Below are 14634 nucleotides of genomic sequence, written 5' to 3'. Positions count from 1 at the left end.
CGGTCCACATGTCTCCGGCGCGACATGCACCGGCCTCCGCGCGTCGCGCGGAAAACGGCGCCATACAGGCTGCGGTGGCGGAAGTATACAGGCAAATGGGCACGGGGCGCGGAAAGCTCTGGCTCCGGCGCGGGCGCGCCCGTCCGTTTCGCGGGCAGCGGCGCGGCAAGCGGCCGCCGCGACGGCCCGGTTGGGCGGAGTTACGCCGACGCGCGCCCCGCAGGCCCCATCGCAGGCCCGGCGCGGCTTGCCAGAGCCGCCCCCTTCCGCCCCACTGTCATCATTCTCTGACGTTGGCCCCCTACCAGCGAAGGAGGCGCCGGCCCCCGACCCGGCACGACCGATCATTCTTCGCAGCAGATTCGAGGTGCAGACATGTCCATCATCATTTCCGGGGTCATCGACGGACCGCTCACGGGCGGGATTCCCAAGGCGATCGAGCTGACCGTTCTGGCCGACATCCCGGACCTCTCGGTCTACGGGCTCGAATCCGCGAACAACGGCGGTGGCAGCACGGGGGTGGAGTTCACCCTCCCCGCCGGATCGGCCCGCGCCGGAGACGTGATCTATATCGCCTCGGAGACGGACGGCTTCGCCAGCTATTTCGGCTTCGCGCCGGACTACACCTCCGGTGCCGCGAACATCAACGGCGACGACGCCATCCTGCTCTACGAGAACGGCGTGGTCACGGATGTCTTCGGCGATCCGGACACGGACGGCACCGGCGAGGCCTGGGATTACCTCGACGGCTGGGCCTACCGCGCCCCGGGCAGCACGCCCTCGGCCACGTTCGACCCCGCGGACTGGACCTTCTCCGGCACCAACGCGCTCGACGGCGAGAGCACGAACGCCACCGCCGCGACGCCCTTCCCGGCGGGCAGCTTCGCCCCGGGCGAGACCGGCCCGACCTTCTCCGTCGCCGCGCTGGACGCGGTGCAGTCCGAGGGCGACAGCGGCACCACCGGCTTCACCTTCACCGTCTCCCGCGGCGGCGACACCTCCGAGGCGGGCTCGGTCGACTTCACCGTCTCGGGCGATGTCGACGGGCAGGACTTCGGCGGCGCGCTGCCCTCGGGCACGGTCAGCTTCGCGGCGGGCGAGAGCGAGAAGGTGATCACCCTCGACGTCACCGGCGACACGGATGACGAGGGCGACGAGGATTTCACCGTCACGCTCTCGGCCCCCGTCGGCGGCACGATCGCAGGCGGGACCGCGACCGGCACGATCCGGAACGACGACCTCGGGATCACGCTGATCCACGAGATCCAGGGCAACGCCGCGACATGGGGCGAACAGTTCGGGCGCACCGACGCGACGCCCTTCTTCGGCGCGACGGTCAAGGTCTCGGCCATCGTGGTCGGCGACTTCCAGAACGGCGACGCGGATGACGGGCGCAATTTCGGCGGCTTCTACCTGCAGGAAGAGGATGCGGATGCCGACGGCGACGCCATGACCTCGGAAGGGATCTTCGTCTACGAGGGCGCGGGCAGCTTCATGACCGACGTGAAGGTCGGTGACCGCGTCACCCTGATCGGCACGGCGACGGAATATTTCGGCGAGACCCAGATCAACGCCTCGCAGATCGTCATCGAATCCAGCGGGAATGTCCTGCCGACCGCGGCAGACATCACCTTCCCGATCGCGGACATCCGGACCAACGGCGACGGGCAGGTGATCGCGGACCTCGAAGCCTACGAGGGGATGCTGGTGAACGTGCCGCAGGCGATGACGGTCGCGGACCTCTTCGACTACAGCCGCTACGGCGAGATCGGGCTTTATGCCGACGGGCGCCTCGCGACCTACACGCAGGAGAACGCGCCGGACCAGGCGGGCTTCCAGGCGTATCTGGAGAACGCGGTCCGGAACACGATCACCATCGACGACGGACGGACGGTGCAGAACCCCTTCACCCTGCCCTACCCCGACGGGTCCTACGGCACGGCGGACGGCCTCAGCTCGGGCGACACGGTGACCGGGCTGACCGGCGTGGTGCGCTATTCCCGCAGCTCCGGCGGCAACGGGGACGAGAACTATCGCATCAACCCGACCGAGGCGCCGGTCTTCGAGGACACCAACCCGCGGCAGGAAACCCCGCCCGAGGTCGGTGGCAGCCTGAAGGTCGCCTCCTACAACGTGCTGAACTATTTCAACGGCGACGGCATGGGCGGCGGCTTCCCCACCTCGCGCGGGGCCGACTCCTATGACGAGTTCCTGCGCCAGCAGGAGAAGCTCGTCGCCGCCATCTCGGCCATCGACGCGGATGTCGTCGGCCTGATCGAGATCGAGAACGACGGCTACGGGCCCGAGAGCGCCATCGCCTCGCTGGTCGCGGCGCTGAACGCCGAGATGGGCGCCGGCACCTACGCCTATGTCGATCCCGGTGTCGACCAGCTCGGCTCGGACGCGATTGCCGTGGGCTTCATCTACAAGCCGGGCGAGGTGCAGCTGATCGGCGATGCGGCGATCCTCGACAAGAGCGTGGATGCGCGCTTCGACAGCGACAACCAGCGCCCCTCGCTGGCGCAGAGCTTCCGCGAGATCGACGGCGGCGGCACATTCACTGCGGTCGTCAACCATCTGAAATCCAAGGGATCGCCTGTCGATGGCACGCCCGGTGACGAGGATCAGGGCGACGGCGCGGGCAATGCGAACACCACCCGCACCCTCGCGGCCGAGGCGCTGGCGGACTGGATCGCCTCGGACCCGACCGGGTCGGGCGACAGCGACGTGCTGCTCCTCGGGGACATGAACGCCTACGCGATGGAGGACCCGATCCGCGCCCTTCTCGCGGGCAGCGACGACACCGCCGGGACCGGGGACGATTACGTCAACCTCGCGCCCGAGGCCTACAGCTACGCCTTCCCGCTCGACCTTGCCACCGCCGGGCAGGTTCAGGCCTACGGCTCGCTCGATTACGCCATCGGGTCGGGCAGCCTTGCCGGACAGGTGACCGGCGCGGCGCCTTGGCACATCAATGCCGACGAGCCCGGGCTGATCGACTACAACACCGAGTTCAAGCCCGACAATCCGGACATCTACGCCCCGGACGCCTTCCGCTCGTCGGACCACGACCCGATGATCATCGGGCTGGATCTCACCCCGGACGCAAAGCTCGCCCGGCTCGACTTCGGCGGCGACTTCCCGAAATACCGGCTGTCCTATTCGCTGGACGGAGAGGACGTCTCCTCGCAGCGGGTCAAGCTGATCGACCGCGACATCGACGTGCGCAAGGCCGGCATCAGCATCGAGGCGGACGGACCGGGGCGCCTTCCGGTCTTCCTGACCGGCACCGGCGACGGGCTCGGCATCGCGACGCCGGGCCTGAAGGCGATCCTCGGCGGCACGCTCGACGTGGTGAACGGGCGCGAGGTGATGAGCTTCTCGCTGGACGAGGCCGCGGGGCTCGGCGACGCGCTGTCGGTGATGTTCGAGTTCCGGGATCTCTCGGGCACGGGCGCAGCGGAGATGCGGTTCTACGACGACGGCGCACTGGTCGAGGAACGCTCGGTAAACCCCGTGAACGGCACGGTTTTCGCCGATCTTGCGGGCAGCACCGATTTCGACCGGGTCGAGCTGTCGGCGGCGGGCGATCTGGAATTCGCCGTCTCGGCGGCCGAGTTCCTGCGGATCGAGACCGACGCCTTCCTCTTCGCCTGACGGGCCCCGGCCGGGCGGCTCCCTGCCGCCCGGCCCCGGCGCCTGTCCGGAGGGCGTCGGAAACACGGCAGTTTCGCCCCAGGGGACGCGAAATCGACGCCGCAGCCCCCTCGACCCGTGCAGCGCAATTGCAACGGCGGGATCCACCTCCTATCGTTGCGAAAACATGCATGTGACGGGGCCCGCCGCTCCGCAGGGAGCGCAACCGACATGGCGCCGGAGACCGACGACCGCCGCGACCGCAAGGACTTCTCGCCCGCCCCCGTCATCACGGCCCTGCACACCGCCAATTTCGTGCCGGCGCTGCTGAACGCGGTGAATGCCGTCGTGCCCTTCAACGGCGCGCTTCTGACGCGGATCTACCTCGACCGGCGGCCCGGCCATGTCTACGACACCGTCCGGGCCGAGCGGCGCCAGCTTGTCGTGGACCAGTATCTCGACACGGCCTACCTGCTCGACCCGATCTACAACGCCTTCGTGCAGGGTCTGGGCGACAGCGTGCTCCGGCTGCGCGACGTGGCACCGGACCACTTCCGCCGCTCGACCTATTTCAAGCATTACTACGGCAACATCGACCTCGCCGACGAGCTGGCGGTCCTCGTGCGGCTGCCGGACCGCAGCGCGCTGTTCATGTCGCTCGGCCGGCTGGGCGGCGAGCCGCGGTTCCTGTCGCGCGAGGTCACGGTTCTGCGGCGCGAGCTCGAGGTGATCGCCGCCCTCGTGCGCAAGCATTTCGACCGCCCCGCCCCGCCGCCGCCGCCCCAGCCGGATGTCACCACCTCGATCACCGAGGCGCTCGACACCTTCGGCGAGGGCGTCCTGACGGCGCGCGAGCAGGAGATCGCGACGCTGATCCTGCGCGGCCATTCGACCGCCTCGATCTCGGAGGTGACGGGAACGGCGGTCGGCACGGTGAAGATCCACCGCAAGAATCTCTACCGGAAGCTGCGGATCTCGTCCCAGTCCGAGCTTCTGGCCAGGTTCCTTGGGGCGGTCATGGCCTGAGGGCCTATCCCCTTTGGGGTATTTACGGTCATGCGGCGGACTTCCTAGCCTTCCGATGACGACAACGTGAGGTCCAGGTGCCAGAAACCAGCAACGCGACACAATCCACCCGCAGCGACCGCGCAGCGATCAGCGCGCGCTCTCTCGTGAAGACCTTCGGCGCGGGAGAGAACGCCGTCCACGCCCTGAAGAACGTCGACATCGACATCCGCGAGAACGAGTTCTTCACCCTGCTGGGCCCCTCCGGCTGCGGCAAGACCACGCTCTTGCGGATGATCGCCGGGTTCGAACTGCCGACGAGCGGCACGATCCTTCTCGACGGTCAGGAGATCACCGCGCTGCCGCCCTACAAGCGCCCCGTGAACACGGTCTTCCAGAGCTACGCGCTCTTCCCGCACATGACGGTGGCCGAGAACATCGGCTTCGGTCTGAAGATGCTGGGCCGGCCCGCGGACAACGTGCAGGGACGGGTCGAGAAGATGCTGGCGCTGGTCCAGCTCGAGGCGATGGCGAACCGGCGGACGGACCAGCTGTCGGGCGGCCAGCAGCAACGGGTCGCCCTCGCCCGGGCGCTGGCGCCCGAGCCGAAGGTGCTGCTGCTGGACGAGCCGCTCGCGGCGCTCGACCTGAAGCTGCGCAAGAACATGCAGCTCGAGCTCAAGAGCCTGCAGGCCGAGACCGGGATCACCTTCGTCTTCGTCACCCATGACCAGGAAGAGGCGCTGACCATGTCCGATCGCATCGCGGTGATGCGCTCGGGCGAGATCCTCCAGATCGGCGCGCCGAAGGACATCTACGAACGCCCCACGCACCGCTTCGTCGCGGATTTCATCGGCGACATCAACATCCTCGAGGGGGAGATCGCCGGCGCCGGGGGCGGCACCGCGCAGGTCCGGCTGAAGGACGGCACCACGATCAGCGCCCGCCTCGCCGAGGGCATGGCGCAGACCGGCCCCGCCGCCGTCGCCATCCGCCCCGAGGCCGCCCGGATCGCGGGCCAGGGCGAAACAGCGGACCTCACCGGCACGCTCGAGAACGTGGTCTATTTCGGCGCGGCCAGCTACCTGCACCTGCGGCTCAATTCGGGCGAGGAATTCGTGCTGCGCCAGCCCGGCGGCCTCGACGGGCACGACCTGAGCCGGGGCGCGCGCCTCGGCATCGCGATCCAGCCCGGCCGCGCGAGGGTGCTGGAATGACCGAGACCTCCCTCTCCGCCGCGCACCGCGAGGCCCAGGCGCGCGCCACCCGGACCCGTTACGGGCTGCTCGCCCCCGCGCTGATCATCATCCTCGCGATCTCGATCCTGCCGCTCGGCATCACCGTCGTCTATTCCTTCCTCGAACCCGGCACCTATGGCGGCGTGGTGTGGAACTTCTCGACCGATGCCTATGTCCAGTTCCTGTTCGAGCGCGACATCTTCGACGACACACTGACCTTCGATCCGGCCTATCTGTCGATCTTCATGCGCTCCATCGGGCTGGCCTTCGGGGCGATGATCGGCACGCTGATCCTTGGCTTCCCGACCGCCTATTTCATCGCGACGAAGCCCCGCAACCAGCGCAATTTCTGGCTGTTCCTCATCACCCTGCCGTTCTGGACGAACCTGCTGATCCGCACCTACGCGATGCTGCTGATCATCCGGGACGAGGGCTTCGTGAACATCTCGCTGATGAAGCTGCGGTTGATCGACAGCCCGATCTCCATTCTCTACACCGACACCGCGGTCTTCATCGGGCTGATCTATTCCTACCTGCCCTTCATGGTGCTGCCGCTCTACGCCAGCCTCGAGAAGCTCGACTTCCGGCTGGTCGAGGCGGGCTACGACCTCTACGCCTCGCGCTGGAAGGTGCTGCGCCACGTGATCGCGCCGCTGGCCAAGCCCGGCATCATCGCGGGCTGCATCCTCGTCTTCATCCCCGGGCTCGGCGCCTACATCACGCCGGAGCTCCTGGGCGGCGGCAAGAGCCTGATGATCGGCAACATGATCGCGATCCAGTTCGGATCCTCGCGCAACTGGCCCTTCGGCTCGGCCGCGGCGCTGATCCTGATGATGCTCGTCATCATCGTCCTGCTGATCTACGCGGCCTCCGCCGGCCGAGGGAGGCGCACCCATGGCTGAGGCGATCCGGAAGGGCCCCAGGGCCCGCGACCTCAAGGCGATGCCCGGCTTCAAGACGGTGGCCTGGCTCTGCATCATCGCGCTCTACCTGCCGCTGGCGGTGCTCGTCATCTTCTCGTTCAACGACAACCGCTCGGTGGTGCGCTGGACCGAATTCTCGTTCCGCTGGTACGAGGCGGCGCTGTCGAACGACGGGATCCGCAACGCCACCTGGGTCTCGGTGAAGATCGCCTTCGTGGCCACGGTCGTCGCGACCGCCGCCGCGACCATGGCGGCGCTCGCCACCACCCGCACCGCATCTTTCCGGGGACAGGGCCTCGCCTACGGCATCATCAACCAGCCGCTGATGATCCCCGAGATCGTCACCGCCATCGCCACGCTCTCGCTCTTTGCGCTGATCAAGACCGCGACGGGCGTCACCGGCATCGGCTACCTGATGGCGGCGCACACGGCCTTCTGCATCCCCTTCGCCTTCATGCCGATCCGGGCCCGGCTCGAGGACATGACGCTGGTGCTGGAGCAGGCGGGCGCCGATCTCTACGCGACGCCCTGGCAGACCTTCCGGCACATCACCCTGCCGCTCCTGATGCCCGGGATCGTGGCGGGCGCGATGCTGGCCTTCGTCGTCTCGCTCGACGACGTCATCATCACGCTGATGGTGGCCGGCCCCGGCGAGACCACGCTGCCCATCTACATCCTCGGCGCGATCCGCCGCGGTATCACGCCCGAGATCAATGCCGTCTCGACGATCCTCGTCGGGGTCTCGGTGCTTCTGGTCGTCCTGCTCTTCTTCGTGCAGCGGCGGATGGAAAAATGACGGCCCAACAGGAGAGTAAGACAATGAAAAGAAACACAACCATTGCCGCGGCCTCGGTGCTGGCGCTCACCGCCTCGGCGGCGCTCGCGGAGGGCGAGCTGAACATCTACAACTGGGGGAACTACACGAACCCCGAGATGATAGAGAAGTTCGAGAAGGAATTCGACGTGACCGTCAACCTCGACGGCTACGATTCGAACGAGACCATGCTCGCCAAGGTGCAGGCCGGGAACACCGGCTACGACATCGTCGTGCCGGGCGATTACATGGTGAAGGTGATGATCGAGCAGGACCTGCTCGAAGAGGTGAAGCCGAACGAGATGGAGAACTTCGGCAACGTCGATCCCAAGTGGGTGGACGTCTGGTGGGACGAGGGGCGGAACTACTCGATCCCCTACCAGTGGGGCACGACCTCCTTCACCGTGGACACCGAGGTGTTCGACGGCGACATCGACACCCTCGCCCTCATGTTCGACGCGCCCGAGCCGCTGAAGGGCCGCATCAACATGCTCAACGACATGAACGACGTGATCAACGCGGGGCTGCGGTATCTCGGCTACGGGCGCTGCAACGGCAACCCGGACGAGATGAAGGAGGTGCTGGAGCTGCTGATGAAGGCCAAGGCCGACTGGCGGACGATGGACTACTCGACCATCGAGAAGCTGACCTCGGGCGACGTCGACCTGTCCCAGACCTGGAACGGCGCCGCGATGCGCGCCCGGGCCCAGCGGCCGAGCCTGAAATACGCCTATCCGAAGGAAGGCTTCACCGGCTGGATGGACAACGTGGCCGTGCTGAAGGGCGCGCCGAACCTCGAGAACGCGAAGCTCTTCATCAACTTCATGATGGAGCCTGAGAACGCGGCGATGACCTCGAACTTCGCGCGCTACGCGAACGGCATCAAGGGATCCGAGGAATTCATGGACGCCGAGATGCTCGAGGCGCCCGAGATCGTGATGCCGGCGGACGCGCCCGACCCGGACTTCGTGACCCCCTGCCCGCAGGAGGTCGTGGACCTCTACAACAAGGTCTGGACCCGGCTGAAGCAGTAAGGCCCGACCGGCGCGCGGGGGCCTGCCCCGCGCGCCAAGCCCGATTTCCCCGAAGGACCTGCCATGGCGAACCTGACGCTGCCCCCGAAAGCCGCGCCGAAGACGGCCCGCCAGCTTGGCATCATGGAGGGCTTCCCGCCCCCGCCCGAGAAGCGCCCGACGCTCGAGAACTGGGACCTTGCGCCGTTCAACCGCTGGAGCTTCCAGAACGTCCGCAGCCTGATCCCCACGGTCGAGGTGTTCCGCGGCTTCGGCCCCGTGGCCCGGCTGGAGGAGGCGCCGCAACCGCTCGACGACCTCGCCGTGCCGCTGTCGACCGGGCGGACGACGCTGAGCCGGGTCTTGGCCGACACCTATACCGACGGCTTCCTCGTGATGCATCGCGGCCGGGTCGTCTTCGAACGCTATTTCAACGGCATGGCCCCCGAGACGCTGCACCTGTCGCAATCGGTGGCGAAATCCGTGACCGGCCTGCTCGCCGGCGTGATCCACGGCGAAGGCGCGCTCGACCTGGACGCGCCGCTCGCGACGCTGATCCCCGAACTCGCAGGCTGCGGCTACGGCGACGCGACGCTCGACCAGGTGCTCGACATGCGCTCGGGCGTCCGCTTCACCGAGGATTACAACACCCCCGGCAGCGACATGACCCGGATCGACATCGCCTCGGGCTGGCGGCCCCATGCGCAGGGCGCCGCCCCCACGACGATCCGCGACGTGATCCCCACCCTGCCCCGCATCCGCCCGCACGGCTCGGATTTCGACTACCGCTCGATCGAGACCGACGTGCTTGCCTGGGCGCTGGAACGCGCAAGCGGCAGGGCGCTCGCGCCCCTGCTGTCCGAGCGGATCTGGCAGCGGATCGGCCCGGCCCGGGACGCCTGCTTCACCGTCGACACGGCCGGCACCGCGCTGGCGGACGGCGGCTTCAACGCGACGCTCCGGGATTTCGCCCGGATCGGCCTCCTGGTCCGCAACCGGGGCCGCGCCGGCGAGACGCAGATCGTGCCGGAGGGCTGGATCGACCAGATGCGCGACGGCGACCCTTCGGTCTTCGGCGAGGCGCGCAAGCTCGTCTCGCCCAACGGGGCCTACCGCCGGTTCTGGTGGATCCGCGACGCGGACCGCGGCGACGTCTACGCGGCGGGCGTCTTCGGACAGCTGATCTATGTCGACCCGGAAAGCGATCTGGTGGTGACCAAGCTTTCCACCTGGCCCGATTTCCTGATGCCGGAATTGACCGCCGACACGTTCCGCGCCATCGATGCGATCCGCAGCGCGCTTACCGAAGGACACTGAGACATGCCACAGGCCGACCGGATCATCACCAACGCCAAGGTCCTCACGATGGAGCCCGACGCCCCCCGGGCCGAGGCGGTGGCGATGGCCGGCGACCGCATCCTCGCCGTCGGCAGCACAGCGGAGATCGAGGCGCTGGCCGGCCCCGGGACCGACCGGATCGACGCGCAGGGCGGCACCGTGCTGCCGGGCTTCATCGAAAGCCACCTGCACCTCTTCATCGGCGGTGCGGAGCTGATGAACCTCCAGCTCGACAACCTCGCCGACCCCGACAGGATGCGCGATCTGATCCGCGACTTTGCCGCGGCGCATCCGGACCGGCCGCTCATCACCTGCCAGGCACCGGACTACGGCGTCTTCGGCGACCGCGCGCCCAAGGCGCTGCTGGACGAGATCCTGCCCGACCGCCCGCTGGCGCTGGTCGGTCACGACCATCACACCGTCTGGGCCAACACCGCCGCGCTGGACGCGGCGGGCGTCCTCCATGGCCGCGAGACGGCGCCCGGGCACGAGGTGGTGATGGGCGAGGACGGGCTGGCCACCGGCGCGCTCTACGAGCCCGAAGCCTACGCCCCGGTGCTGGCGCTTGGCGGGCAGGCGCGCATGATGGAGGGGCTGAACACGGGCGGGGAGCCCGACCCCGCCCCGACGGCCGCCGAACGGGAAGAGGACCTGGCCCACATGAAGCGCGGTCTCGACCACGTGGCGCGGCACGGGATCACCTCGATCGTCAACATGGACGGCAATCTCTACACGCTCGAGCTTCTCGACGAGCTCCGCCGCCGCGGAGAGCTCGACGTTCGCGTCCGCGTGCCCTTCCATTTCGTCCCCGACATGGACGAGTCCGAGCTTTCCCGTGCCGAGGAGATGACTGCCCGCTGGAACGACGAATGGCTCGCCTCGGGCTTCGTGAAGTTCTTCATGGACGGCGTGATCGACAGCCGCACCGCCTTCGTGCACAACGATTACCCCGGCCAGCCGGGCTTCCGCTCCACCGGCCGGTTCGAGGCCGACCGCTTCGCCGCGCTCGCCACGAAGATCGACGCCATGGGGCTTCAGATCGCGGTGCATTCCATCGGCGACGCCGCCACGACCCGCGTCCTCGACGGCTTCGAGGCGGCGCGCAGGGCCAACGGCGACAGCGGCATCCGGCACCGGATCGAGCATCTCGAACTGGTGGCGCCGGGCGATTTCGCCCGCCTCGGCCCGCTCGGCATCACCGCCTCGATCCAGCCGCCGCACGCGCCGGGATGCGCCGGTCTGCCGCTGGAGCCGACGCTCACCAACATCGGTCGCGACCGCTGGGAGGACGCCTTCGCCTGGCAGCGGCTGGCCGACAACGGGGCCCATATCGCGCTGGCTTCCGACTGGCCGGTCTCGCCGGTGTCGATCCTGCTGGGGCTCGAATCCGCGACCACACGCGCCGCCTGGACCGATGGCGTGCCCGACCAGCGCTTCACCCTCGAGGCGGCGCTGCGCGGCTACACGATCGGCGGCGCCTATGCCGAGCACACCGAGGCGATCAAGGGCTCGCTCGCGCCCGGCAAGCTGGCCGACATCGTGATCCTCGACGGCGACATCGAGGCGACCGCCCCGACCGCCCTGTCAAAGATGGGGATCCGCATGACGATCTGCGGCGGCCGGACAAGCTATTCCGCGACCTGAGCCTCAGTTCGCCGGCATCGCCGCCACGACGGCCTCCTCGCAGCGCTTCACCCTTTCGACGGCGTCCCGGTTCTGCCGGATCGCATCGTCATACCCTGTCCGGGCCGCCGCGAGCTGGCCGTCGGACGCCTGCTTCCGTTGACGAAGCGCCGGCAGCGTGACGTCCTCGAGCCGCGCCATCTCCCTCGTTTTCGGCACCGGACTCCTGGCGACCTCGTCTTCCGCCGCGAGGATCCGGCCGTTCAGCCGGGCGTTGTCCAGCTGCACGAGGCGCAGCGCGGTCTTCGCATCGTGCAGGTCCTCCCGCGCCCTGTGGTCCTCGTATTGCGCCTCGGCCAGGTCCTCCTCGGCCCGGCGCAGGGTCGCCGCCTGCCGCAGCGCCACCGCATCGGGGGCGCCATCGGCCTCGGCCTTCGCGGCGCGCACCTCGGCCGCCACGGCCTCGGCCCGGGCGCGGGCGACGCCGACCGCGGCCGCGTCGAGGAGTTTCTGCGCCCGCACCAGCGCCTCGTTGGTCCTGAGGTCGCGCCGGCTCGACTTCAGGGCCTCGCGGGCCTTCTCCAGCTCGGCGCGGGCGGTGTCGACCGCCGTCTGCGCCGCCGCTCCGTCAACGCCCGGCGACAGCGCGGATTGCGCGACCGCGGCCTGCGCCAGCGCGTCGACGCGGGCCGCCATCCGGGCCGCGGCCTCTTCCTCGGCCTCCTTCAGCCGGGCGAGCGTCTCTTCCCTCAGGTCCGCATCGTCGGCGAACATCTTCTCGACCGAGGCGACCTCGTCCAGCCACGCCTGTTTCGCCGCCTCGAAATCACCGTCGCCCCTGGCGAGCGCGTCCTTCAGCGTGTTGCCCCTCTCGGCGCGCATCGCCGCGACATTCGTGTCGGAGGCATCGGACGCGGCGGGATCGGCCGCCTCCCTGGCCTCGTCGAGCCGGTTGCGCGCGAAGTCGGCCTTCGCCGCGAGGGTCCGCAACTCGGACAGCTTCGCGTCGCAGGCCGCCACCGCCGCCTGCATCGCCGCCCCCGTGGCCGCCGCCGCCGTGACATGCTCGGCCGAGGCCCCCGCCTTGCGCGCGGCGTCGGCTGCGGCGCCTGCCGCCCTGGTGGCCTCATCGAGCGCCGTCGTCGCCGTCTTGTTCGCCTCCCCCATCTCGTCGACAAGCGTCGTGACACGGTCCAGCCGGGACTGGAGCGTCGCGAGATCCGCCTTGGCGGTCTCCTCCTCCTCCGTCGCGGCCCGCCACGCGATTTCGAGGGCGCGATCCCCGGGGGTGGTGTCATGCGCGAGCTTCGCCGGGCCGACAGCCGTGGTCGCCGCGCTCAGGCGGCTCTCGGCCTCGGTCTTGCGGTCCTCCAGCTCGGTCTTGACCTGCTGCCCGCGCAGCAGCGCGGCCGCCGCGGCGTCGCGCTCGGACCGGGCCGCGGCTTCGGCGCGCGCGGCCTGCTGGAGCGCGCTCAGCTCGGCCACATGGGCGGGATCGGCCATCACCGCGGCGAAGCCGTCGGCCACGCTGTCCTCGGCCGCCTTGCGCGCATTGTCGGCCTCCGAGCGCGCGGTGGTCGCGAGGGTCTCGGCATCCTGCGCCGCCTGCGTCAGGGCGATCATCGGGTCCGGGCCGGGCGCCGCCGGAGGCGTGCTGTTGTCGAGCCGGGTCTGGCGCTGCGGCGCCACCCCGAACTCCGCCGCGACCGACTTCTCGGGGAAGGCCGTGACCGTGCGGAACCCGCCGTCCGGATCGGCAACCATAACGACCTTGGAACTGCGCACCTCGCGGTCGATCATCACCGACTTCGCCCGCGAGTCGATGATCTGTTGCTTGACCAGGTCGCTCTTGGTCGCGTTGGCCGCGGCAGTCGCCTCGGCGGGCGTCAGGGGCCGTCCGAGCTGTTTCTCCTTATCTGCCTGCAACTGCGCCGTGCTCCGGAGCTGTTTCGGCGAAGACAGCGGAGTCCCCGCGTCGTCGACATAGTCGGTGCCGACCTTCTCAAGCTCGACGGCATCGCCCACCACGGGGCCGGTCGCGGGATTCTTGGCGAGCTTCACCAGCTTCGCATTGTCGCCGACCTGGCCCCCGGACCGGGCCGCATGAGCGTCGGACAGCGCGTCCTCGACCATGAAGAGCCCCTCCTCGGCCGAGCCGATCCGGCTGGCCGCGCCGACGCCATGCGGCCCCATCTCGCGCACGTCGGGCACCGTCACGTTCTCGCCCTTCACGGGCGTGCCGCCGGCATCCACCCAGTCGCGCGACAACACCGTGCGCGTGCCGGGCACCGGCCGCGCATCGTCGGGCGCGAAGCCCGTCGCGACGCGGGCGACATGCTCGTCGATCGTGGTCTGCGGCCCGTGCCGCGAGGCGTAATGCGAGAGGCTGTACTGCCCCACTTCGTCCGCCAGCGCCGCGATGGCGCGGTTCTTGCCGTCCCGGGGCGAAGATCCGGGGGTCGCAAGCTGCAGCTGCGCCATCTGGGTCTCGACATAGACGACGGCAGCCTTGGCATGGGCCACCTTCTGCCGGGCGTCCGCGATCGCGTTCTTCTCGGGCTGCGTCATGCCCGAGTCGATCTGCCTTGCCGCAAGCTCTCTTGTCGCGCGGTCCACGGTCGCGATCTTGTCGGTGATCTGTTTGGCGTTCAGCCCGTCCTCGTCCCTGAGAAGGATCTCGGTCAGGTGCTGTGTCTTCCGGCCGGGTGCGAGCTGCTGGTCGCCGCCGCGCCCCGTCGCCTCGAGCTTGGCGCCCAGCTTCGCGGCCGCGGCATCGGCCGCATCGATCGCGGCATTTTCTCCGGCCTTGTCCTCCGGATCGCGCGCGCGCCCGATGTCCGAGGCCCTGATCACGTGCTCTCCGCCCGTGGGCCGGGCCGCAAGCTGCCTGAGTTCCTCCCGCCGCTCGGCGAGCCGCGCCTTCAGGAAGCCGCTTGCGTCGCAATACTTCGCCAGAAAGGTGAGACCTTCATCCGAGAGTGCCATCGCGTTTCCTCCAGCGCAGATTGTACGACCGGGGTAGCACCTTCCCTAGCGTAACTCAA

9 protein-coding genes are annotated in these 14634 nt (G+C 69.0%); 8 read left to right on the top strand and 1 reads right to left on the bottom strand.

Features of this window, described 5'->3' with window-relative positions; all coding sequences use genetic code 11:
- Positions 1–375 precede the first annotated feature (375 nt).
- The 8 genes from Q344_RS22815 to Q344_RS0101225 all read left to right on the top strand — a co-directional run bounded on the left by Q344_RS22815 (position 376) and on the right by Q344_RS0101225 (position 11611).
- Positions 376–3657 carry an ExeM/NucH family extracellular endonuclease gene (locus tag Q344_RS22815; RefSeq protein WP_051630188.1) on the top strand — a complete coding sequence of 1094 codons (3282 nt, stop codon included), beginning with the start codon at positions 376–378 and terminating at the stop codon, positions 3655–3657.
- Positions 3658–3867: 210 nt separating this feature from the next.
- The gene (locus Q344_RS22810) at positions 3868–4662 is read left to right on the top strand and encodes a helix-turn-helix transcriptional regulator (RefSeq protein WP_051630187.1); all 795 of its coding nucleotides are present in this window, start codon (positions 3868–3870) and stop codon (positions 4660–4662) included.
- A 77-nt stretch (positions 4663–4739) separates the two neighbouring features.
- Positions 4740–5858, top strand: coding sequence for an ABC transporter ATP-binding protein (locus Q344_RS0101250; RefSeq protein WP_051630186.1), 1119 nt, complete (start codon positions 4740–4742; stop codon positions 5856–5858).
- A complete protein-coding gene (locus Q344_RS0101245) occupies positions 5855–6781 on the top strand; it encodes an ABC transporter permease (RefSeq protein WP_028285045.1) in 927 nt (308 codons plus the stop codon). The genes Q344_RS0101250 and Q344_RS0101245 overlap by 4 nt, the downstream gene beginning before the upstream one ends.
- A complete protein-coding gene (locus tag Q344_RS0101240; RefSeq protein ID WP_036538152.1) occupies positions 6774–7598 on the top strand; it encodes an ABC transporter permease in 825 nt (274 codons plus the stop codon). Before Q344_RS0101245 ends, Q344_RS0101240 begins: the two co-directional genes overlap by 8 nt.
- A 23-nt stretch (positions 7599–7621) precedes the next feature.
- Positions 7622–8650, top strand: a complete 1029-nt coding sequence (locus Q344_RS0101235) for an ABC transporter substrate-binding protein (protein WP_028285043.1) — start codon at positions 7622–7624, stop codon at positions 8648–8650.
- A 63-nt stretch (positions 8651–8713) separates the two neighbouring features.
- The gene (locus Q344_RS0101230) at positions 8714–9946 is read left to right on the top strand and encodes a serine hydrolase domain-containing protein (RefSeq protein ID WP_051630185.1); all 1233 of its coding nucleotides are present in this window, start codon (positions 8714–8716) and stop codon (positions 9944–9946) included.
- Positions 9947–9949: 3 nt separating this feature from the next.
- Positions 9950–11611, top strand: a complete 1662-nt coding sequence (locus Q344_RS0101225) for an amidohydrolase (RefSeq protein WP_028285041.1) — start codon at positions 9950–9952, stop codon at positions 11609–11611.
- Positions 11612–11614: 3 nt separating this feature from the next.
- Here the strand turns inward: Q344_RS0101225 and Q344_RS0101220 are convergent, their stop codons facing one another.
- Positions 11615–14575 (bottom strand): coiled-coil domain-containing protein, encoded by a 2961-nt coding sequence (locus tag Q344_RS0101220; RefSeq protein ID WP_028285040.1) that lies wholly within the window; start codon positions 14573–14575, stop codon positions 11615–11617.
- Positions 14576–14634 lie beyond the last annotated feature (59 nt).

Origin of the sequence: Pseudooceanicola nanhaiensis DSM 18065, from assembly GCF_000688295.1 — a bacterium.
GTDB classification, from domain to species: domain Bacteria; phylum Pseudomonadota; class Alphaproteobacteria; order Rhodobacterales; family Rhodobacteraceae; genus Pseudooceanicola; species Pseudooceanicola nanhaiensis.
This window is presented reverse-complemented; position numbering and strand designations above follow the sequence as displayed.